A 23,747-nucleotide genomic window follows, 5' to 3' on the forward strand; every position below is an offset into this window, starting at 1 on the left:
TGTAAAATTATTAAAGAAATTCATATTAATTATTAATTTATTGACTTTAATTAATTTTTTAATAAACTTCCGGATCCTTTACAAAAGGTAATCTTTATGAAAAAGAAAACTAAACAACCGACGTCTAGCATATCTGAAGATACTATTCCGTTACTTTCCGAATATGATGGCGATATAAAAGAATCAAGGGCTTCTGATTCTAAATCATCGACAAAAAGTCCTATTTTTCCTAGTATACGTTCTTTGCAACAAAAGTTAAAAAGTAAAGATAATACATCCTCCAAGGAAACTCTCGACTCTTCTTCAAGAAGTAGCACTGCGAGCAGTGATCCAAGCATTGACTCCGGTGCTTCCACCTCCTCAAGCAGAACCTCCGTTCGCAAGGGAATAAAAGCCGTGGTCAAAAAGGCAGTTACTGCCTTTGATAGGCGCGCTAAGAAAGAGCAGGCACCCTCTTTGGAACCATTTTCTCCACCATCGAAGACATCATCGTCGTGGTATACTAATCCATTGGGTGTTTCTGACCTCGACGAAGAGCCGGCCTACATAAAACATTGGGCCCCAGTGGAGGATCTTCTAGGCGGAGATGAATTCGACGCCTTTGTAAGGTCACGTGCATCATCAACATCAGCAAGTAGTGATTTTGAATTCCGCCCTGGAGGGGAACTCAACGGCGCCATAGGAAGACTAGACAGTATTGCGGAGCCGGTATATGAGAACATAGACCAATTTCAGCAAGAACGCGCGGGCACAGCTAAGGGTCCAACCGTTGCTTCGCAAACCACAAGCTCCGCACCCAAAGGCACGCAAGCCGGGAACAGAGGATCTCAGCAAGTGGTCATAAATGGGTCAATATACGACGTCCCCGACCCAGTAGCAGCGTATGATACTCCACGGAACTTACAACCTGTAGCCCAAAACGCCGCAGCTAGCCGAGAACCGACGTATGATACTCCGCGAAACTCACAGATTGTAGCGCAGCAGCAATTCGCAGCCAGTGCAAAACCGGCAACATCCGCGCCAAAGCCGCCAGTTCCACCAAGAACAGCAGCTGCACCGGCAGCGGCTCCAAGAAAGGTTCTTAACGTTGGAGAACAAAAATCCGCTGCTCTTGGCAACGTGGGCAGTGTGCCTAGTGCACAGCAACCAACTCAAAAAGCTGTTGCACCAGTCACCAAAGCGGAAAGTTCCACTGCAAAAACCACAGGCCACACCACGGCCTCTGCCAAACTTGTAACTGCACAACCATTCAGAGGCGAAGCGGCAACGTTGAAGTCAGTAACTCCGCCAGTAGCAGCTCCAAGAAAGGTCTTTAACGTTGGAGAACAAAAATCAGCTGCTCTTGGCAATGTGGGCAGTGTGCCTAGTGCACAGCAACCAGCACAAAAAGCTGTTGCACCAGTAACCAAAGCGGAAAGCTCTGCTGCAAAAACTGCAGACTCCTCTTTGGCGCCTGCTAAATCTGCAGCTGCACAACCTCTGAGAAGCCCAGCAACATCTTCACTGAAGCCAGCGGTTCCACCAAAACCAGTGACTGCGTCGACAGTGGCTCCAAGGGAGGCTCTTGGTGGCACAAAGGCACAAACATCTTCCCCTGTACCGCAAAACATGGGCAGTGTGCATGAACACAGCAAAGATGGTGTACCTAGCATCCAACAAAGAAAAGCGATGCTGGCGGGTAAAATCGGCTCCACACCTGAGAGGAGCAGCCCACAAGGTGCACAACGCTTCGCCCAATCAGAAAGTGCTACTGCAAGAACTACAGACTCCGCTTTGGCTTCTGCTAAACTCATGACTGCGCAACCTTTTAGACGCTCAGTAACATCCGCATCAAAGCCAGTAGCTGCGCCGGTAGCAACTTCAAGCAAAACTCTTGGTGCTGGGGAGCAAAAATCTTCTCCTGTGCTGCAGAACATGAGCAGTATGCCTGAGTACAGCAAAAATGTGGTACCTGGCGTTCAACAAAGAAAGGCGATGCTGGCAGGCAAAGTCAGCTCCACGCCCGAGAGCAGCTCACAGAACACGCAACGTTCTGCCCAATCAGAAAGTACTGCGCGCGAAATTCAGGACATACGCAGTAGCATCTCTCAAACACGTGAAGCAAGAGCCGCATTTGCCAGCCAACTGGACACCTTGCTTGCAAGCAATAGCGCACCTGCGCGGGAGACCGTAAAGGCAGGAAAATCTAAGGTAACTACTGCTAAATCCCCTGCTACCGCGCAAACGGACGTTAGTCCACTAAGAGGCAATGCGGCCAAGTCCAGCACTGCACCGCAAGAAAGGGCAAACACCAAAGCGACGGGGCGGAGTGCACCAAGCATGGACAGCGGCATTACGCAATCAAGTGTGGCGACACAAAAACAGAGTGCTGCACCTGAGCAGTCCACTCATAAGGGCATCAACAGCAGAAATCCAGCATTTGCGGATGAGCTACAAAAAGTGCTTGGAAACAGGATTGGCGCGTCAAACATAGAGAAGCCAGTAACTGCGGCTTCAAAGACTCTTGCGAGACAGGCCTCCGTTCAGAAGCGCAGTGCCGCCCCCGGGTCTGGAGCAGCTGATGCCAATGCGGCAAGAGTTTCTAAAATCAGTGCAAACCCTGCATTTGCAGGGGCCATACCAACTCTGGAAAGAATGCTGGCAGAGCGGCAATCGACACAGCAGGCCGAGCGAGTTATCGGCGGCCATTCCGGCGCTCAGAAAGCTCTTGGAAGTGCAACTACCTTCCCAGATACGGCGTCTGCAGGAGAGCAAAGTGCACATGGTATGAGCAAGCGAGAAGCAGTGGGAGGCAAATCCCCTGCATCGGCGAAAAAGGAAGGCACCTCCGCATCAACCCCTTGGTCTGAAGGCGGAGAGGCGCAGACCAAGAAGGGCAAGCATGTTTCTTCTTTGATACGCGGGTTTGAGTCCCCTTCTGGTACCCCTCCCGTAAGGGGAGCTGCGCGTTAGTCGCTGTAGCTACTCCGATGTACTAAGCTTGGCTTGGGTACATAGTGCTGCACAGCTACCCGGTAACGGTGCTGGTTGTGCAGCACACAGTTTGTTATCAAGCACGGCAAAATTCTAAAGAGTGATCGCGCTGTATTTCATTCACAACAATTAATGTAAGAGGCACGGCTAATTACCTATCTAACCATAAATCCGAATACCACAAAAACACCAGCCATAGGGACTGGATGCCGCAGGCACTAACGGCAACCACTTGGAATACCAGGCACAATAGCATATACTTGGCTCAGCTTGTCCGCAAAACGCACTATTATTAAGGTGCACTCACCCCGGTGTGTTTGCCGGCTGGGTGGTCTGCATCTGTGGCACGCGGACGCATTTTGTTGCGGTAGACGCACGGTTATTATTTTCCGAGAGAGCACATGTGTGCAGTGGACGGGCAGATTCCCGCAGATACGATAGACAATTCCAGGTGTGTGAGTGTGGTGAGCCAAGAAGGCTTATACTCCCGCGCGGGCCTGGAAAGGTTGGATAGATTGTTTCTCAATGCAGTAAAAAAGCACAGCTTCACATTGTTTGAGCAGCTGATAGGCGCGCGTAGTAAAGGCATCGGGAGCTCGGAAATCATAATAGAGCTGGCATATGTACTGGAACAATTCATAGCGCAGCTGTTCGGCATAGAGGCGGAAATGGGGCGGGATTGGGAGCTCCACACAAAATCCCTAGCTCTGCACAAATGCAAAAGGACATTCGTACACCGTTATGCATTAAAAAAATACGGTAGCCCGGAAGGGTTGAACTTAACCACAATAACAGACGCGCTGTCAGAATTTTTCAGCATTCCGGTTGAAGAGTATAGCTTTGCACAGCAAGTGAATCTATGGTTGGAAGAGCCAGAAAAGTACGAGCCTCAGCTGGACGTAGCGGCAAAATATGCTGCATACATGGTGCACTTGGGTAGCGAGTCCACGCTGTTTCATGTACCAAGCAAGACGGATTTCAACAACCTAATTCCCGTAAACACGGTACAGAAATTCGGGCTAAATTTAATTACAGCAAAGACCTCCACGGCAAGAGAGGGCTTTAACATAGCGAAGCCGCCATCACCCGAATGTGCGCTGAGCGAGGTGCACTACTGCATTACGTGCCATAAACAAAAACGCGACAGCTGTTCTAAGGGTATTGTGGACAAGCTGGGAAATGTGAAGGCCTCCGAGCTCGGCATTCCTATGGGCGGATGCCCAGTTAGGGTGAAAGTCTCCGAGGCAATACTTTTAAGGGCACAAGGGCTCATCGTGGCGCCACTTGCAGTTGTTGTGGTGGATAATCCTATGTGCGTGCTGACTGGGCACCGCATTTGTAACGACTGCATGCGTTCATGCATATACCAAAAGCAGCAACCCGTGGACGTCCCATACATAGAAACTCATATATTAGATAGTGTGCTAAATCTCAGCTACGGGTTCGAGATATATTCTTTGTTTACCAGGTGGAATCCACTTTCCTTCACAAATGTGCTGCCTAAGCACTCCACCGGGAAAAATGTCCTGGTTGTAGGCCTTGGTCCCGCCGGTATTGGTTTATCCCATTACCTACTTAATGAAGGGCATAACGTGGTGGCAATTGATGGACTAAAAATTGAGGCGCTGCCGGAGCGTCTTTCGGGCATCACGGCAACAAACCAAAAATGCGACTTCGATTTGGTCAAAGATGCCAAGAGTGAGTTATTTGAAAACCTGGATGATAGGCCATCATACGGCTTTGGGGGGGTATCTGAATACGGAATTACAGCCCGATGGAACAAGAATTATCTCAAAGTTGCAAGGCTGCTTCTTGAAAGGAGAAAAAATTTCGCCATGTACGGCGGAGTGCGGCTGGGTGGCACTATAGAAGTTGAAGATGCGTTCGCCATGGGCTTTCATCACATCGCTCTTGCTACGGGCGCCGGCTCACCCAGAATTCCGCAAATGGGGAATATGCTTGCGAAAGGAGTAATGACGGCATCTGCCTTTCTTATGTCATTACACCTGGGCAATGCGACGCAGTTTAGCTCTCTGACTAACCTGCAAATTAGGCTTCCAGCGGTAGTAATTGGCGGTGGATTGACCGCAGTAGACGCAGCAACCGAATTACTCGCATACTACCCAGTGCAGGTCGAACACTTTTTAGTAAAGTATGAGGCTCTCGTAAAAAAGCTGGGCAAAGATGCAGTAGAGGGCAGCTGGGGCGAGGAAGAACGGGCAATTGCCCACGAATTCCTAAGCCACGCGCGCGAAATTAGGTCAGAGAGAACAAAGGCGCAACAAGAAAAAAGGCAGCCAGATTTTCTGCCACTTCTACAAGCCTGGGGGGGAGTAACAATTATCTACCGCAAAAGCCTGAATTCCTCCATCGCATACAAATTGAACAGTGCAGAGCTCGAACATGCCCTATCCGAAGGAGTGTATTTTGCCGAAAGTATGCAGCCAAGCGAAATAATGCTAGACGAGTACGGCCACGTTTCCAACATTGCGGTAAAAGACGCAGAAGGCAAAGAGAGGCACATTGCGGCAAGAAGCGCCATAATCGCGGTAGGTACGCACGAGGGGCACCACGTATTGGAAGAGCGTAACATCCTCTTCAGACCAACAAAGGATGCAATGGGTTGCAAAGCAGGGCATCACCTAGAAACCGCATCATTAGATGAGCAAAGCTTTTTTATCTACCGCGATAAAACAATAAGCGCCTTCGGAGACCTGCATCCCTATTATAAAGGTAGCGTGGTCAAGGCACTAGCAAGCGCAAAAAACGGGTATCAACTGGTAACACAGGCGCTGGAGAGGGGCCCCAAACACTGTAGCAGCGAGATGTTTTTGGAGTCGGTCCGTGGGTGCTTCTCATCACACGTAACCTCTGTTACCTATCCGGCGCGGAATATAGTCGAACTGACAATACACTCTCCCATTGCGGCGCGCAAATTTAAACCTGGGCAGTTTTATAGGTTGCAAAACTTCGGTAGCGCCCATCCGTACGCCAAACATACACAGCTTCTGATGGAAGGAGTGGCAGTGACCGGGGCTTCTGTGGATAAGGAAAATGGCACAATAACCGTCGTGGTGCTTGATGTGGGGGGGTCTTCGAAGTTATGCAGCCAACTGCGTGATGGACAGTTAGTAAGCTTGATGGGGCCCGTAGGCACTCCGACCGAAATACCAAGTGACGAGAACGTGATGTTGGTAGGTGGTGGTGTGGGAAACGCGGTGCTGTTTGCAGTCGGCAAAGCATTGATAGCAAATGGATGCAAGGTTTTGTATTTTGCCGGCTACAGAAGCCTCGAAAGCGTTTTCGGAATGCGCTCTATAGAAGCAGCATCGCACACCACCGTGTGGTGCTGTGAGGACGGCGCCATCAAGCACGAACGGCCGGAGGACATATCGCACCATGGAAACATTATAGACGCGATACAGGCTTATAGCGCCGCAAAAAACTCTACGATAAAATTACAATCAGTCGACAGAATAATCATGGTAGGATCCAGCGGCATGATGTCCGCAATTTCCAGTGCAGTGAGAGGAAAGTTGCGATCCTGTTTTAAAGAGCAAATAAAGATTGTGGCCTCAATAAATTCTCCAATGCAGTGCATGATGGGGGGAATATGCGGACAGTGCATCCAGCGCCATATTAGTCCATCAACTGGTGAGGAAAGCTTTGTTTACAGCTGTGTAAACCAGGACCAGTGCGCCAACGCGGTAGATTTTGAATTTCTACGCAGCAGGCTACAGCAGAACAGCGTTCTCGAGAGATGTACATCCTTATGGGTTGATAACCGCACAGAAAAACAGTAACTAGGCCGCTCCCACCTTACCTGCAGCAGGCACGTGGTGCACCCACCAGGTTCATGAGTTTGAAAACCGTCACCGTAGCGCGTTTTACAGTATTTATAGTTGTGTAAAGCAGTAATTTCATCTAATGGTGATTGCATGCAACAGAGATTCACAATTTGTATCCACTATGTGTTAATAGTGAGGTATTTAAATTACGTATGGTTGGGCACAGAGAAATTGCAATCCTTGTAATAACCCCTTAATATCTATCTGAGTTATTTGCGGTATGTAGTAGTGTACATGAGTTTTCCTAGTATTCACAGGCATGGGTATCCATTCATATGCTTGGCCTTTCTTTGTTCGTGTATTGGCTTCGCGCTCTCTTCAAGCTTGGGCGTGATTTTCGCAATGATAACTGCGCTGTGTGCTTACTTTTTCCGCGATCCCATACGCGTCATACCGTTAAATGACGCATTGGTAGTTAGTCCAGCAGACGGGGTTGTTACTTCAATTGTGGAGGTCGAGTCTCCCTTGAACGATGGCAAGGCAGTAACCAGAATAAGCATCTTTCTCAGTCTGTTTGACGTGCACGTTAATCGCGTACCTGTTTCTGGAATGGTCAAGTCCGTTGAGCACCGGCCCGGCAGCTTCTCCTCTGCAGGTTCGGGTGGAGCAGTAAATGAGAATGAGCGGGTAAGAGCGGTGATTGAGTCATCCGTAGGTGGGCATTGTATAGTGGTAGAGCAGATTGCCGGGGTGCTGGCACGTAGGATAGTGTGCGATCTGGAGTCCGGAAAAGCTGCAAAACTTGGTTCGAGAATGGGAATTATCAGGTTTGGAAGCAGAATGAACATTTACATCCCCGCGGGGATGCCAGTATCCGTGGCGGAGGGTCATACGGTAGTGGGTGGAGAGACAATAATCGCCTCACTTGATGCTGATATGGCTACTGTTCATAAGGACCTGACTTTCGATAAGGTATAGATTGCCCGCAGCACACATTTGTGCTAGTCTCGCTACCTGCAAGTTTGCGGTCACCATCTGATGAGTAGTGACGGAGCTAGGGAGAAGAGGGCTGGTCACGGCTCCCCGTCAATAACAAGATTGCTGCCCAGCATGGTGACTATGCTGGGCCTTTGCTCTGGGCTCACTTCCATAAGGTACACATTCGCTGGGCAGTGGGAGCCGGCCGTAATCTTCATCGTGGTTGCCGCGCTGATAGACGGCCTCGACGGTAGGGTAGCCAGAATGCTGAATTCGGCCACAACTTTTGGCGCGCAGCTTGACTCTTTCGCTGACTTCTTGAGTTTCGGGGTTGCCCCGGCGTTTTTGTTGTACTTTTGGCTACTATACAGCATGCGCGTGGTCGGGTGGGTCCTTGTCATGATATTTGTTGTGTGCATGTCTATAAGGCTTGCGCGGTTTAATGTTTCGCTATACGACGAAGACGAGAGAGAGGACTGGAAGAAATGCTTCTTTGTCGGAGTCCCTGCCCCAATAGGCGCGTTGTTGTCACTGATTCCGGTCATGCTGACATTCTACGACGGGGATGTGCGATGGGTATCAGATAAAATACTAAACAAAAACACAGTCTCCGCATATCTGGCTTTTGTCGCGTTTTTGTCTGTGAGCAACATCCCAACTATTTCTGCAAAGCACCATAATATCCCACGGCGGTGGTTCTACATGTTGGTCACGCTCCTTGCCGTATTGATGGTACTCACAATTACAAACCCGTGGGTCATGCTTCCCTTAATGGGCGCGTTGTACTTTGTCTCCATACCAATAGGTAGCGCGTATTATGCGTACATAAATACGCGCAGTACCGCAGCAAAAATGGCTAAGGTGCGCAAAGCCGCCAACACTGCGGAGACAGGTAAAAAACAGCAGCCATAACTGCAGGCCTCATTTCTGCATGTCAACTGAGCTACGCGCCGTGCGGTTCTGTGCCGCACAGTCCACGTAAACTTGTAGTCTTGGCGTTTTGGCAACCATGGTCAAGCTAACGGCCGGCATGTGCGTGGGTTGTCACAGTAAACAGCAAGTTGTTTTCTCGCCAGCAAATTCTGTAAGCAACTTTGGTTGGGCTGTTGTATAAACCCCGGCAGATCCGTATTGCCTTATGATGCTTTATATGTTAGCCTCGATCCTTCGGTTGTGATGCTCTTAACAAGATGTGGGCAGATCGCCGGTGCAGCCTGTTATTGTTTGGTATATGTCAGAAGCTCGTAATTTGGTGCTCGCTGTAGTGGCCTCTGTCGCTGTTATGGTGGGGTGGAGGTTTGTGTATGATAAGGTGTTAACCAAAGAATCTCCCCAACAAAGGGAGGTAGCTTCGGAATCGCTGATCCCTGAAGTGGTGGATGTTGCAGAATACAGGCCAAGAGCTGATGCGGTAAATTCGGTGCCACGCGTTGGGCTGGGCAACTCCAATGTTCTCGCCTCTATATCTCTCAAAGGCGCCCTGGTAGACGATGTTTCACTCAAAAAATATCAGGTTAGTACAGATAAACACTCCGAAAATGTAGTGCTTATGTCGCCGGAAGGCACGCAGGAGGATTCCATAGTCGAATTTGGGTGGATTGACCCTAAACACAGCGTAAAGGTGCCCGACAAGAGCACGTTGTGGGAGGTTGAGCAGAATTCTGCAGCTGATGGTGATGGTGAGAGCCACACTACCCTCCGCTGGGATAACGGACAAGGGCTGGTCTTCAGACTAAAATTCTCCTTAGACAGAGCATATATGTTCAGCGTCTCCCAAGAGGTGGAAAACTCCACTGGAGAGGATTTGCATCTGGCATATTACGGGAGAATAAACAAGGCACATGCTCCGGATGGAAAGTCGTACTGGATATCCCATGAGGGTGCCATAGGGAGTTTTGGCCGTGGCCTCCAGGAATGGACTTACAAAGATCTACAAAAAGAGAATAGCATCAGAGTTGCTGCCCACGAGGTCGCGGGAAGTCATTGGATTGGCCTGGCGGACAAATACTGGTTTGCAGCCTTGGTGCCTTCATCAGGCGGTGGAAAGCTGGCTTTCCGCGCCAAGCACATTCCCAGAGATGACGTTGACCATTTTCAAGTGGATTTCAGCAGATCTTACGGCCTTGTTCCGGCTGGCGGGAAAGCTGAGGCCACAACACAGCTTTTCATAGGTGCTAAGGAGCTGGCAGTACTGGACGATTACCGTAGCAAGCTCAACATACCGCTGTTCGATAAGGCTGTGGATTTTGGAATATTGTACTTCATTACAAAGCCGGTGTTCCGGTTATTACAGTACTTTCACAAGGTTGTCGGGAATTTCGGCCTGGCGATTATCATGCTCACTATCTCCATAAAGCTTGTGGTCTTCCCTCTCGCCAGTAAGTCGTACGTTTCTATGTTCAAGCTGAAGAAGCTGCAACCCGAAATCTCTAGAATTAAGGAGCTGTATAAGACCGATGATGTCAGAATCGGCAAAGAGATCTCTTCGTTGTTTAGAAAGCACGGCGTCAGCCCGGTATCCGGGTTTCTTCCAATACTAGTGCAAATACCGGTGTTTTTTGCCCTGTATAAGGTCCTGTTCGTCACCATAGAGATGAGGCATGCTCCGCTCTGCGCCTGGATACAGGATCTGTCAAGCCAGGATACGGCAAATCTCCTGAACCTGTTTGGGCTATTACAGTTTGATCCACCGGTGTGTATAGGGGTGCTGCCCATCATACTGGGCGTAACCATGGTGCTACAACAGAAACTCAATCAACAAGATCAGGCTGCTCATGACCCTTACGGTATCATGAAGTTTCTGCCCTATGTCTTTGTCTTCATATTTTCTTCCTTCCCGGCCGGGCTGGTACTTTACTGGATCTGCAGCAACGTGATCACCATTCTGCAGCAGTTGTTTGTGCGCCGCTTTATTTTTGATAGAAGAGATCTAGTCAACAATTCCGCGTAAAGAGGGAGGGTAGTGTCGAAAATGCATATGGGGGTGGCATGCAGAAGAGCCTGAATGTTTTGATAGCCGTGGGGGATTTTTACCCCGAAATATCTAGGCTGATGGTAGATGGCGCAGCAGCAAAGCTGCGGTCCTATGGTGCGGCTAGTGTAAAGCATGAGATAGTAGCTGTACCCGGAGCTTTTGAAGTTCCCGCAGCAATCTCGTTCGCAATTATGGGTGATAAGGAGCGCTATGATGGCTATATAGCACTCGGATGTATTGTCAAAGGAGCAACCAACCACCATAATGTTATCTCATCCTCCGTGTCGGCTTCCCTGGGAGACATTGCAGTGCAGCATGCGGTGCCTCTGGGCTTTGGGATCATAACCTCTGACAGCATGGAGCTTGCCATGGAAAGGGCGGACCCAAACGGTAAAGACATCGGTGGTGGCGCGGCCGCGGCCGTGCTGAGAATGATAGAGTTGTACAAGAGGTTTCTCGGGTAGGTGTATGGGGGTAGGCAGCGAATCCGATAATCTTCCCTGGTATTCCGGCAAGACCTCTGCTAGGTTTCTCGCAGTTCAGGGCGCGTATTCTATGATGTTCTCCTCCTACTCAACAGAGGACTTGGACGAACTGTTGGAGCATCTGTGTGAAATGCGCGACGTTCTCGGCTTAGGGAGAGTGGACAAGAGATTGTTGACCAAGATTCTTGGGTCTATGCTCTCTAAGTATTCGGAAATTGACGCCATAATCTCTGAACACATTAGCAAAAAGTGGACTATGGACAGGATAAACCTGATTAGCCTATCCGTCATGAGGGCCGGCATATGCGAACTACTGTGTTTCAACACCAATGAGAGCGTTGTAATAAACGAGTATGTTGATATCGCATCTTACGCGTTAGAGGATGCAGAGGTCGATTTCGTCAACGCAATACTCAACAAAGCCAAGGTAGTGCGTCTTGGGCGCGGTGCGGAGGTGCAAGATCTCGTCTCCAACGGGGTTGCGCTGCTACCAAAAAGTTGTTAGTTTAGTCCCTATAGCAAGCAGGTGTAACCGGTCGTGTCTGGTGGAGTGATAAGCATCCGAGGGGCCAGACAGCATAATCTTAAGAATGTAGATTTGGATCTCCCCAAAAACAAGTTGATAGTTATTACAGGAGTCAGCGGCTCTGGCAAGTCTAGTCTAGCGTTTGATACTTTATACGCAGAGGGGCAGCGGCGATATGTGGAAAGCCTATCTCCCTATGCGAGACAGTTTTTGAATTTGCACGCTAAGCCCGATGTCGATCACATTGACGGGCTGTCACCCGCAATATCCGTAAGCCAAAAACACTGCCACAAAAATCCAAGATCTACTGTCTCCACAGTAACAGAAATTCATGACTACCTCAGACTAATGTACGCCAGAATTGGCGTTCCACATTCCCCAGCCACTGGCAAACCAATATCAAGGTTGTCCGCATCCAGAATTGCTCAAGAAATTGCCGGATTACCAGTTGGCACCAAGTTACACGTGTTAGCCCCCATCACCCAGGCAAACAGCGGTGAGTACTTGAAATCAATAGCTGAGATTAGAAAGCTCGGTTATGCGCGCGTCAAGATTGATGACAAAATATACGACATAAACGAGATACCGCCGCTACAGTGGGATAGCACGCATAAAATTTACGTAGTAGTAGACAGGATAGCTATTACTCAGGAAAAATCGAACAGAATACCAAGTAGTGTGGAAAATGCGCTGTTGCTCGGTAAGGGGATAATGCATGTTGAAATAGTATCGCTCCCGCAGGGTTACACCGCACAAGAATACCAACCTGAGCAGATTTTGGTGTTTTCGGAGCATTTCATTTGCCCAGAAAGCGGGTTTCACGTTGGGGAAGTTGAGCCCCGGTTGTTTTCCTTCAACACGGTTTGCGGGGCATGCAAGCATTGTCTGGGTCTGGGTAGAAACCACGCGATAGATATCAATCTTGTCGTTCCCAATACCGAGCTATCAATATTCGAAGGAGCAATTGACCCTATGGGGCCTATAAGACTACCCGTAACCACCTACCATGGATCTAGCTTTGCACACCAATGCGCACATGAGATAGCACTAATTGCAAAAAAACACGCCATTGATCTCTCAGTTCCGTGGTGCAAGATGGATGTGGGACTCCAAAATATAATCCTGTTCGGTAACGAGGAAGGAACGCTGCCAACACACACGCTAAAACCAGCGGGTAGTAGGGGTGTATTGGGTTTACTCAACGACAGCAGTAATATAGTAGCTGAAAAGATTGCTGAGAGGTATTCCGTCTCGAATACGTGCCCACACTGCATGGGATTCAGACTATCACCAGAATCGCTATCAGTAAAAATAGATTGTAAGCACATTGGTGAAGTGTGCGCGTTCTCGGTAGATGAGGCAATAGCGTGGTGCGAGGGCCTGCCAAGCAAGCTCTCTGAGTATGAGAATGCAGTCTGCGCGAAGCTGTTAGAAGAGGTAGTAAAGCGGTTAACATTTCTGAGTAATGTGGGGCTGAACCACCTAACTTTAGATCGTGAATCCAGGACCCTTTCGGGAGGAGAAAGCCAAAGAATAAAATTGGCATCGCAGATTGGCTCGGGCCTTACTGGAGTTTTGTACGTGCTCGACGAACCATCAATAGGGCTACATCAGCGTGACAATGCGCTACTAATCAACACATTGAAAAATTTGCGGGACATGGGCAACACCGTAGTGGTAATTGAGCATGATGACGAGATGATGCTAAACGCGGACCATATAGTAGATGTCGGCCCTGGAGCAGGAATTAATGGTGGAGAGATAGTCGCGCAAGGTACAACCCAAGATATAGCAGCAAGCAGCGAAAGCGTGACCGGGAAGTATTTGAGTGGTGAGGTCCGCATAGACGCTCCGAAAGGCAAAAAATCTTTCACGAGCTGGATAGAAATCAAGGGTGCCAGGAAGAACAATCTGCAAAATGTGGACGTGAAAATCCCTATTGGCAGCTTCACTTGCGTTACGGGAGTCTCTGGAAGTGGAAAATCGAGCTTAGTTTGGGACACCCTTTACAGGTACGCGTTACACAGAGTTGATGGGGGAACCATAAGACCAAACACGGAGTGTGATACCATACTCGGCTTGGAGAATATAGATAAGGTGATTGAGATTGATCAGTCCCCCATAGGTCGAACTCCGGCATCAAATCCGGCAACTTATGTCGGATTATTTGCGCACATACGGACATGGTTCGCTGGGCTCCCGCTAGCGAAGTCGCGCGGTTATACCATGGGCAGGTTCTCTTTCAACGCCAAAGGCGGAAGGTGCGAAACATGTAGGGGGGATGGATACATAAGAATTGAAATGCATTTCTTACCAGACATGTACGTAAAGTGCGAAGAGTGCCATGGCTTGAGGTATAACCGGGAGACGCTGGATGTTACCTACAAGGGCAAATCCATCGCAGACGTGCTTTGTATGACTGTGGATGAAGCTCTGGAATGTTTCAATGCGATTCCGTTAATCAAAGAAAAGCTAAATTCCCTGCGTGATGTTGGTATGGGTTATGTGCGGATAGGGCAACCCTCCACCACCTTGTCTGGGGGTGAATCACAAAGAGTCAAGCTTTCAAAGGAGCTATCTAAGCGCTCCACTGGAAGGACGCTATACATTCTTGACGAGCCAACAACTGGTTTGCACATTTCTGATGTGAAAAACCTGCTGCAGATTTTACACATGCTAGCCAAACTCGGAAATACGGTTGTGGTAATTGAGCATAACCTGCACGTGGTGAAAACTGCAGATTACATAATAGATGTAGGCCCAGAGGGCGGTGATAGGGGAGGTAGCGTTGTGGCATTCGGCCCTCCCACAGAACTGGTTAAGCGCTACCCAGATAGTATAACAGCACAGTACTTGGTGCCGTACTTGCAGGATACTTAGCCCACACTGCGCCACACACGTTGCGTGTGTGCCACGCGTTGACACGTTGGCAGCCCCATATTTGCGTATATTCATTGTCCACGGTTGACAGTCAAGGCACCAGTAGCGCAGCTGGCAACCTACTGGCACGGACAGTTATGTCCCGTCGTAGGTCCATGATGGCAGACCGGACAGCGGTAGATATTCACAAAACCCGGAAATGCGCAACACCAAAGTCACAGAGTGTGTGCAACTGCACCGGTGCCGTTGCACAAATCTTCCTGCCCTACTCCCATGAAGCTCGTGCAATGGAAGACGCCGTGCACGCAGGAACCGGAGTAATGTGCGACGCGGACTAGATGCATACACAAATAATGCGTTTATCTATCCCAGTAAATGGAACTGCGCGTCATATTCCCCATGGTCATTGGAAATTGACACATAGAGAAAAATTTGCGAGAATCCGCGGTATCATCCTTAGGGTGGCTTGGGTTGCCATGCAAAGCGTCGGTGGTTATTCCTCAGTCCTGTTGTTCATTGTGCTCGCCGCGATGGTGTCTTCGGTGTTTGCTGTGCTCCCTGCCTTTCTGGCCAAAAGAAGAGAGAGTGTCGGCAAGTTATCTCCGTACGAGTGCGGGTTTGATCGGGATGGGGCGCCTGGGTCTCCTTCCTTTGACGTAAAGTTTTGCGTCATAGCAATTCTGTTTGTCGTGTTCGATGTTGAGGTGGCGTTTTTGTTCCCGTGGGCTGTATGCCTGGGTACAATCGGCGCGTTTGGGTTCTGGTCCATGGTGTGCTTTGTAGGACTGCTCGCTGTGGGGTTTGTTTACGAATGGGGCGTTGGTGCCCTTGAGTGGGAGTAAGGACATGGAAAACCAGCAACACCAAGTTCTGGAGCAGGAGCTGTGGCAGGGCTATAAGGATAGGGGCTTTGTCGTCACCAAATTTTCTGATTTGGTAGACAGCGTGGTGCGGTGGTCCCGCAGTGGGTCGTTATGGCCCATGACGTTCGGCCTCGCCTGCTGCGCGGTTGAGATGATGCACACAGCGGCCAGCAGGTATGATCTTGACAGATACGGCGTTATGTTCAGGGCCAGCCCCAGGCAGGCAGACGTTATGATAGTCGCTGGAACTTTGACAAACAAAATGGCACCCGCACTGCGCAGGGTGTATGACCAGATGGCTGAACCTAAGTACGTCATTTCGATGGGGAGTTGCGCCAACGGTGGCGGATATTACCATTATTCTTACTCAGTCGTCCGTGGGTGTGATCGCATAGTGCCCGTAGACATCTATGTTCCAGGATGTCCACCAACTGCGGAGGCACTGCTTTATGGAATTTTGTGTTTGCAGCAGAAGATAATAAGGGGTAACCCCGGAGTGAGGGGGGCGTAGGGGCCATGCAGCAAAGTGTAAAACATGTAACAGAGCGCGTAGGTAAGATCCTGAAGCGGGAGGTTGCAGTCAGGGACGACGGGGTGTTAGAATGCCGGCTGGAAGCCGGAGATTTACTTAAGTGTATTACCACATTACGGGATGACGAGAAGAGCAAGTTCAGAATTTTGACCGACATATTCGCCGTAGATTATCAAGCCCGGGAGGCCAGGTTTGACGTGGTGTATATGCTGCTGAGCGTGGCGTTTAATGCTAGAATATGCTGTAAAGTGCCTCTGGTTGAGGGGCATAATGTTCCATCCGTTACTTCGGTGTTCGGGGCCGCGGGGTGGTTCGAGCGTGAGGTGTTCGATATGTACGGCATCGTGTTCGACGGACATCCAGATCTGCGGAGAATCCTGACTGATTATGGCTTTACTGGGCACCCCATGTTGAAAGATTTCCCTCTGACCGGATACGATGAGGTTAGGTACGACCTGCAAAAAAAGCAAGTAGTGTATCAGCCAGTGAATTTGCAGCAGGACTTTCGTAATTTTGACGCTATTTCCCCGTGGAAGGGGGAGAGATAATTCTTGCTTGTCTCGCATACAGCTGCCTCGCGTGGTCATCTTGAGGGTGCATGGAGGGAGGCAGTACGGTTTTGGATCGGGTGTAGCGGCGCAGGCTTGGGATTGCGCTAGGTACAACGGGAGTATGCCTTAGGCCGGGTGTATAGTACACGCACCATGAGCTGGCACCGTGTTGTCGTCATACTACGGCCATATACACCCAGCCTCGTTTGTGCTGTAGAACAATAAAGACCATACGGGCATCTGTCTTCAGCTTTCTGTAGGCGGTAGGGTGCATTCTGCCGTGCAGCGGGTTATAGGCCGATGTTTGCTCGCGCGGAATGCCGTGCCAAGAACGCCGCGCACCTGGGAAATCATGCTGCCGAGCCAACAAAACAGAGCGTATCTGTCACGGGACCATTTATGCTAATATTGTCGAGGAGCCCCGAATTAAAAAAAGCGCATGGACATGATCCGTGCTATACTGGGGGGCTTTTGATATTTATACTGTGAATGAGAGTATTACTCACAAACGACGATGGCTTTGACTCCGTAGGCATGCGGGTTTTGAGGGATGTCGTGTCTGGGCATTTCGCTGAGGTGTGGGTGTCTGCACCTGCACGCGATTGCAGTGCTGCAAGCAGGGCACTAAGCGTTCGGACTCCCATTAAAACACATATGAGGGGAGAACGGGAATTTGTGGTGCACGGCACCCCCGCTGACAGCGCGGTGATTGGTATATGTGAGATGACTAGTACGGGTAAGCGGCCGGATTTGGTGATCTCTGGCATCAACTACGGAGCCAATACCGGGTTCACGGTACCGTACTCCGGCACTATTGCTGCAGCTGCTGCCGCATTCGATATCGGCGTTCCAGCAATTGCGATCAGCCAGCAATACAATGGCAAGCGCTGTGACAACAATGTCGAAACGTCGTGGCAGAATTCTAGAAAATCGGTTATGGCTCTGGTTAGTCGGCTGTTGCGCGATACAATGTGGCATGGGAAGTGCGTCATGAGCATAAATGTTCCGTACTCGGATGTGCAGGGAGTCAAGTTTGCCGGACATAGCTGCGACGATGGTCATATAAAATGGGATGGGCCATCGATGGAACGGCGCGAGATCACAAGTGGCGACGGGCGCTGTGTATCGTACGTATTTGACGACATGAGATCACCGAATAGTAATGATAATGCGAGTGACACACAACTTTTGGAGCAAGGGTACATAGTGGTGACCCCTGTCGGTCACAGTATGACTGATCACGCAATTCTAGATAAGTATTGTGGGTTACAATAGATGTATCCAGTGTACTTAGCGTATTCGCTTGGCTTCGCCGTATTGTTTCTCTTCGCGGCGTTTTTGGTTAGTGACTACTGCGGGGTTAGAAGGCTGCTTAGGAAGGTCATGACAATGGAAAATGAAGAGGAAACATAAGAGGTTACTTTTCGTCCTCGCGTCATTCTGTGCTGCGGGATGCGCGCTGCTGTTCATACTTTCCGAACTGCGAGAGAGCGTATCCTTCTTCTACACCACCAGCGAGTTGTTATCGGGCCCGCAGAGGGAGTCTAACCTACCGGTAAGGGTGGGCGGCATGGTGGTCAAGGGCAGTATAGCCAGAAGCACCGACAGCATATCATTCGATCTGACGGATTTTACAACCGAGCTCAATGTGGTCTACTCTGGAATGCTCCCCCCGTTGTTCGGAGAGGGCGTAGGCGCGGTGGTAAAGGGAAGGTTGCTACATGGAAAGTTTGTGGCAGATGAGGTGTTGGCAAAGCATGACGAAAAGTATATGCCAAAAAAATATACCATCCCAAAGGCCTTGCCTGAACCGAAATAGACATTCATCCATACGGCCAAAAAGCCCCAAAATGGGCCGCGACCACAACATCCCGGGCACGTTGTGGACACATTGTCGCAATCGAAGCAGAATCAGTGCACCCCTATAGAGCGGAGAATTTCGTCAATCGCGGCTAATGGATCAGGGCTTTGGGTCACAGGACGGCCAACAACTAAATAGTTCGCTCCATCTGACAGCGCATCCATGGGTGTTTTTGTCCGTTTTTGATCATCAACTCCAGAATTAAAGCGAATTCCGGGAACAACAAGCGTAATGTCCGGATATCTGCCACGTATCACACCGACTTCATGGGCAGAACATACCACAGCTCGCAACCCGGCATCCACAGCCAGGCCTACCAGCCTCATGACGTGAGATTCCAAAGACTCATGTATTCCGAAATCTATGAAGTCATCGCCGCCAATGCTCGTCAAAACCGTAACCCCGGCAAGAAGTATATTTGTATCAGACAAGGCATCAGCCGCGGCGCGCATCATGTCCTTCCCCCCACTCACGTGAATGGTAAGCATGGCAATATTTAAGTCTTTGACCGAATGTATGGCCCTAACCACCGTATTTGGGATATCATGAAGCTTTAGGTCAAGAAACACGGGTACGCCGAGCTCAATTACCTGCCGCACACCAGTAATACCGTATGCAGTGAAGAACTCCAGCCCCAATTTTACCATGGCAACCTTGCCGGATATCGCCTTAGTCACCTCAAGTGCGCGGGTGATATCCATCATATCCAGCGCACAAATTATCGGACTACTGCGCATTGTAGTGACGTGAACACTTGTCAAAAAGTGCAAAGAAGTTTTTGGTGGTAATCTCGCTCACAACCTCTACAGTCTCCCCCCAAATTTGTGCCAAGCATTCTACAACAAGCTTCGTCATTGCCGGGGAATTTTTTTTACCTCGGTGAGGCTCCGGACACAAAAACGGAGAGTCTGTCTCCACCAAGACCCTGTCCCTGGGCACAAACTTGGCGATCTCCCTGAGGGATGCGGCATTCTTAAAGGTCAGTATGCCGGAGAACGATATATATAGTCCGGTATCCAGCGAGCTCCTCGCAAGCTCCATAGACGAGGCGAAGCAATGCATCACGCCCTTAAACGCCCCTGCCCTCATTTCGGAGGCGCAAATCTCCGCCATTTTCGCATCGGCATTTCTGGAATGAATGATTACCGGCAAACCCAACTCCCTCGCTGCGGAAATGTGGGCCACAAAATTTTTTTCCTGGCAGTCCGCGCCATCCTCACATCTATAAAAGTCAAGCCCAGTTTCTCCCAACCCGATGACTTTCTCCCCCCTAGCTAATTCGATCAAATCTTCAGCGGAAACTGACTCTCCTTCCGCGGAGTTGCATGGATGCACCCCCACCGACGCATAGACCTGCTTATGGTTACTGGAAATTTTTAGCAGCGTTGGGAATTCGCTCAGCGTAGTGCAAACGGTCTGCATGAGCGCCACACCGGCATCTGTGGCCTGCTTCACCACATCTTGTATCACAGAATCATCAAAGTGATTGAGGTGGCAGTGCGAATCTACGATCACATCCAAACCCGGCCGAAGAGCTGCCGTATTCTAACACGTATCCACAGAGACACAACACCGCTCCGCCTCGCAAAACGCGCAGTTGGCCATCTAAACAAGCCGGTTGGTGCGGCAAGCCAGTGCACATAAGCTCGCTGGTAGCATTAACATCAACGTAGCGTGACGCACTTCGGCCGCATTTGCGTCGCACTCTACCCCCACATATACGGCAAGACACGTTTATTATCGCTCAGAACCTGAGTCGCATACCACAAATGGTTGAGAACCAGCGTGCACGGCCATGCGGAAATTTGGCGGGTTTTATTTCGTCACAATATTCACAACCCTGCCAGGCACAAAGTAAATGTTGCGCACTTCTTTATCACCAAGCTTGCGCTGCGCAACCTTCAGCGCCTCCGCTTTTACCTCTTCGCCATCGCATTGGGCACCCACTTTAAGCGTACTACACAGCTTGCCATTCACTTGCACCGCAATCGTGACGAGATCTTCAGTCAACAAATCTTCTCGCGCAGACGGCCACTGTCTGTTACATAACATACCTTCGCCTCCTATGCGCTCCCATAACTTTTCGGCTATGTGGGGAATAAATGGCTCCATCACCCTGAGCAAAATACATACCGATTCATTGATTACTTGCTGGCTCACGCCACACTTTACCATCTCAAAAACCGTGTTGCTCATCTCCCTAAATTTGGCAACCGCACAGTTGAGCCTGCAGTGCTCCATATCCGCACTTAGACCCCGGAGAAGCTTGTGTATGCCTGACAGATAGACGCGGTCTTCAGCTTTCACGTCAGCAGTATCAAAATCTGCGCCTATGGAGCTATTGTCCTCAAACAACCTCCATAACCGCTCCAAGTATCGCCATGCACCCTCTACCCCAACATCTGACCACTCGATGTCGCGCTCAGGTGGAGTGTCAGACAGCATAAATAACCTCACGGTGTCGGCCCCGTATTTTTTTATGATGTGGCTGGGATCCACAACATTTTTCTTCGACTTGCTCATCTTTTCAACTTTCCCGCGCTGTACGGCCTCGCCGTCACGGATCATGCGTTGCGCGTCCTCTGGAAACAAGTAGTTCCCCGCTGCATCTCTATATACGGAGTGGCAAACCATACCCTGCGTGATCAAATTGCGAAAAGGCTCCTCCACCGCTAAATGTCCACATTTCTTGAGTGCTCTGCAGAAAAATCTCGCGTAAAGTAAATGTAATACGGCATGCTCCACTCCACCTATATAATAGTCTACGGGCAGCAATTTGTTGCAGTCGGCTGCGTTGATGCCTCCTTGCTCGCTACAGAACGCCGCAAAGTACCAGGATGACTCAAAAAATGTATCAAAAGTATCTGTCTCGCGCTGGGCGCTTGATTGGCATTTTGGGCATTGAACATGCTTCCATGTAGGATGATGATCTAGAGGATTCCCCCCCCTTGAAAAATCCACCTCCTCGGGCAAAGAGATGGGCAGATCCTGCCTATCCACCGGCACTATACCACACTTCTCGCAGTGTACTACCGGAATTGGGCACCCCCAATAGCGCTGCCTGGATATGCCCCAATCATGCAAACGGTAGTTCGTAACCCGCCTACAGCCGCCCATAGACTCTAGTTTTTGTATCATGGCATTCCGAGCTGCATCAACTCTGAGGCCGTTCAGAAATTCAGAGTTCCTATACGTGCCATCCCCAGAATAAGCCTCCTTCTGCAGGTCATATTGCACACCATCATCGGGAAATACTACCTGGTATATGTCGAGGCCATGCGCGACCGCGAATTCAAAATCCCGTTGATCGTGTGCAGGACACCCAAAAACCGCACCCGTGCCGTATTCTGACAGCACATAGTTTGCAGCGTAGATCGGTAGTTTACGGTCCAGAAGCGGGTGCGTAGCAAAAAGCCCGGTATCTGCACCAATTTTCTGCTTTTCCTCATCACCTGAACATTCAATAATGCCGCGCACACGCGTAGAAAAGTCCTCATCAGTGACATGCCGTAATATAGGATGCTCGGCCGATACTGCACAAAAAGATGCCCCAAATAGCATATGCGGCATTGTGGAAAATACTTCCAGTTTCTGTCCACAGCTGGTTGCAAACTCGAGAATAACTCCCTCAGTCTTGCCTATCCACCGCTCTTGCATGAGCTTGACCTTCTCCGGCCAGCCATCAAGGGTTTTTAGCCCGTCAAGCAGGCTGTCGGCAAAATCGGTAATTTTTAGAAACCATTGGGACAGTTTTCGACGCTCAATTTTTGCACCAGACCGCCAGCCCCTGCCGTCTACAACCTGTTCGTTAGCCAGTACTGTGTTGTCTACCGGATCCCAATTTACCCAGGATTCTTTACGGTAGGCCAGACCGTGCTGCAAGAAATCTAGAAAAAAAGCCTGCTCGTGTTTGTAATAGTCTTCCTTGCAGGTGGCAATCTCTCTATCCCAATTGTACGAGATGCCAATAGATTTCAATTGCTTGCGCATAGACTCTATATTGCGCTCGGTCCACACCGCGGGGTTGACTCCGTATGACAGCGCAGCATTTTCTGCAGGAAGCCCAAACGCATCCCACCCTATGGGATGCAGAACTTTGAGCCCATGCGCGCGTTTGTACCTTGCGATCACATCGCCAATTGCGTAGTTGCGTATGTGCCCCATGTGGATATTTCCAGAGGGGTAAGGAAACATCCCCAAAACATAGCAGTTTATTCCATCATTCCCCGCAATTTTAAAATCCCACCGCTTTTGTATTTCTTGCTCGACAAGCTTGAAGTTATAACCCATACCAAAAAATTCCAACCCGCTGACAAATCAACATGCCGTTCAGATTATAAACGTTATGCCTACTAAGTACATCACAACCTGACATATAAAAATATGCAACCATAGCATACAAACTCTACGCCGGAATGCATCTTTGCCATGCACAAGTGTGTGCACTGTTAGTATATAACTGTCATAAGAATCACAACCCTAAGCAGAGGCTGATTTGCTTGGCGCAACAAGTTTGACCTATGCTTTATTAGAAAATTAATCAATTGTATATAAATATGATACCATTCTACATAAGCTATAGTCGCAGCGTTGTTAGATAAGCATCGGATCGGCTGTTGATATGCCCCTCGTTGTATAAAAATAGTCGCAAAAAGATATAAATTCCAAGTACCGGATGGAGAGTTCTATGATAGAAAAGCATGCACCCAATGGACAAAAGATAAAGCCTCAAATCTTGGGCATAATAAAGGAAATCATACACAAAAGTCAGTGGAACCAGATAGCTGCGGCTAAGGTGCTCGGGGTGGATCAACCAAAAGTCTCCCAGATAATTAACGGCAAGGCAGCAGGTTTCTCCCTAGAAAGACTGCTGGTGTTCCTACTCAGGTTGCACTGCAAGATAGAACTTTCAGTCTCAATGAGAAAGACTGGGCTCTCAAACACGGAAGAACAAGTCACAGACAACCTAGATGCAATAAACTTGATAGTACTGTCGAGAGACGACTACTAATGCGTGAAAGTCTCTCCTTTGCGTAGCAATCAAGTGCCCGTCTGTGAGTAGCGTTACCTCCTGATGGGATCAATAGTATCATTTTCCTACATAGGCGCGAGTCACGATTAGTCGGTGGTGCGTCGTATAAAACAACAGCCCGTGTGTGCATTAGTAATGACACATACATTCCACCCAGCCCTCATGGTGTGCTAAAGCCTGCGACACCCAACACAACCGTGCGGCAGCTAGAGCACGCATCCTTACACAGTGCTGCTAGCATGGCCTTTATGGCAAGGTATTGTGTTGCAACATGGGTAATGGACCGGTATAATCCAGCCAAGGT

18 protein-coding genes are annotated in these 23,747 nt (G+C 49.5%); 15 read left to right on the top strand and 3 right to left on the bottom strand.

What is annotated here, in order from left to right; translation table 11 throughout:
• The first annotated feature begins 96 nt into the window (after positions 1–96).
• The 14 genes from ACIS_RS03490 to ccmE all read left to right on the top strand — a co-directional run bounded on the left by ACIS_RS03490 (position 97) and on the right by ccmE (position 18,369).
• Positions 97–2,952: a hypothetical protein gene (locus tag ACIS_RS03490; RefSeq protein ID WP_012880820.1), complete on the top strand. Its 2,856-nt coding sequence runs from the start codon at positions 97–99 to the stop codon at positions 2,950–2,952.
• A gap of 422 nt (positions 2,953–3,374) precedes the next feature.
• Entirely contained in the window at positions 3,375–6,776 is a 3,402-nt protein-coding gene (locus ACIS_RS03495) for an FAD-dependent oxidoreductase (protein WP_012880821.1), read from the top strand.
• 279 nt (positions 6,777–7,055) lie between these two features.
• The gene (locus ACIS_RS03500) at positions 7,056–7,739 is read left to right on the top strand and encodes a phosphatidylserine decarboxylase (RefSeq protein ID WP_012880822.1); all 684 of its coding nucleotides are present in this window, start codon (positions 7,056–7,058) and stop codon (positions 7,737–7,739) included.
• A gap of 60 nt (positions 7,740–7,799) precedes the next feature.
• Entirely contained in the window at positions 7,800–8,651 is an 852-nt protein-coding gene (gene pssA, locus ACIS_RS03505; RefSeq protein WP_012880823.1) for a CDP-diacylglycerol--serine O-phosphatidyltransferase, read from the top strand.
• A 319-nt stretch (positions 8,652–8,970) separates the two neighbouring features.
• Positions 8,971–10,689 (top strand): membrane protein insertase YidC, encoded by a 1,719-nt coding sequence (gene yidC, locus ACIS_RS03510; RefSeq protein ID WP_012880824.1) that lies wholly within the window; start codon positions 8,971–8,973, stop codon positions 10,687–10,689.
• 38 nt (positions 10,690–10,727) lie between these two features.
• Positions 10,728–11,177 carry a 6,7-dimethyl-8-ribityllumazine synthase gene (locus tag ACIS_RS03515; RefSeq protein ID WP_012880825.1) on the top strand — a complete coding sequence of 150 codons (450 nt, stop codon included), beginning with the start codon at positions 10,728–10,730 and terminating at the stop codon, positions 11,175–11,177.
• A 4-nt stretch (positions 11,178–11,181) separates the two neighbouring features.
• Positions 11,182–11,703 (top strand): transcription antitermination factor NusB, encoded by a 522-nt coding sequence (gene nusB, locus ACIS_RS03520; RefSeq protein ID WP_012880826.1) that lies wholly within the window; start codon positions 11,182–11,184, stop codon positions 11,701–11,703.
• A 33-nt stretch (positions 11,704–11,736) separates the two neighbouring features.
• The gene (uvrA, locus tag ACIS_RS03525; RefSeq protein WP_012880827.1) at positions 11,737–14,604 is read left to right on the top strand and encodes an excinuclease ABC subunit UvrA; all 2,868 of its coding nucleotides are present in this window, start codon (positions 11,737–11,739) and stop codon (positions 14,602–14,604) included.
• A 476-nt stretch (positions 14,605–15,080) separates the two neighbouring features.
• Positions 15,081–15,446, top strand: a complete 366-nt coding sequence (gene ndhC, locus ACIS_RS03530; protein WP_041651552.1) for an NADH-quinone oxidoreductase subunit A — start codon at positions 15,081–15,083, stop codon at positions 15,444–15,446.
• Positions 15,447–15,450: 4 nt separating this feature from the next.
• Positions 15,451–15,978, top strand: coding sequence for a NuoB/complex I 20 kDa subunit family protein (locus ACIS_RS03535; RefSeq protein ID WP_011114280.1), 528 nt, complete (start codon positions 15,451–15,453; stop codon positions 15,976–15,978).
• A gap of 5 nt (positions 15,979–15,983) precedes the next feature.
• Positions 15,984–16,547: an NADH-quinone oxidoreductase subunit C gene (locus ACIS_RS03540; protein WP_012880829.1), complete on the top strand. Its 564-nt coding sequence runs from the start codon at positions 15,984–15,986 to the stop codon at positions 16,545–16,547.
• Between the two features lie 492 nt (positions 16,548–17,039).
• Complete coding sequence (gene surE / locus ACIS_RS03550; RefSeq protein ID WP_012880830.1) at positions 17,040–17,825, top strand: 5'/3'-nucleotidase SurE; 786 nt, start codon at positions 17,040–17,042, stop codon at positions 17,823–17,825.
• Positions 17,826–17,963: a hypothetical protein gene (locus ACIS_RS05595; protein WP_165775750.1), complete on the top strand. Its 138-nt coding sequence runs from the start codon at positions 17,826–17,828 to the stop codon at positions 17,961–17,963.
• Complete coding sequence (gene ccmE, locus ACIS_RS03555) at positions 17,947–18,369, top strand: cytochrome c maturation protein CcmE (protein ID WP_012880831.1); 423 nt, start codon at positions 17,947–17,949, stop codon at positions 18,367–18,369. The genes ACIS_RS05595 and ccmE overlap by 17 nt, the downstream gene beginning before the upstream one ends.
• 92 nt (positions 18,370–18,461) lie before the next feature.
• Here ccmE and pyrF read toward each other — a convergent pair whose 3' ends face one another.
• From pyrF to leuS, 3 genes are all read right to left on the bottom strand, one after another.
• Positions 18,462–19,148, bottom strand: coding sequence for an orotidine-5'-phosphate decarboxylase (pyrF, locus tag ACIS_RS03560; protein WP_012880832.1), 687 nt, complete (start codon positions 19,146–19,148; stop codon positions 18,462–18,464).
• A complete protein-coding gene (locus ACIS_RS03565; protein WP_023386674.1) occupies positions 19,138–19,926 on the bottom strand; it encodes a TatD family hydrolase in 789 nt (262 codons plus the stop codon). Before ACIS_RS03565 ends, pyrF begins: the two co-directional genes overlap by 11 nt.
• Before the next feature lie 300 nt (positions 19,927–20,226).
• Positions 20,227–22,701, bottom strand: a complete 2,475-nt coding sequence (leuS, locus tag ACIS_RS03570; protein ID WP_041651554.1) for a leucine--tRNA ligase — start codon at positions 22,699–22,701, stop codon at positions 20,227–20,229.
• A gap of 397 nt (positions 22,702–23,098) precedes the next feature.
• On the opposite strand from leuS, the gene ACIS_RS03575 reads away from it, so the two are divergent.
• Complete coding sequence (locus ACIS_RS03575; protein ID WP_012880835.1) at positions 23,099–23,422, top strand: helix-turn-helix domain-containing protein; 324 nt, start codon at positions 23,099–23,101, stop codon at positions 23,420–23,422.
• The last annotated feature ends 325 nt before the right edge of the window (positions 23,423–23,747 follow it).

This window comes from Anaplasma centrale str. Israel, assembly GCF_000024505.1.
GTDB lineage: Bacteria > Pseudomonadota > Alphaproteobacteria > Rickettsiales > Anaplasmataceae > Anaplasma > Anaplasma centrale.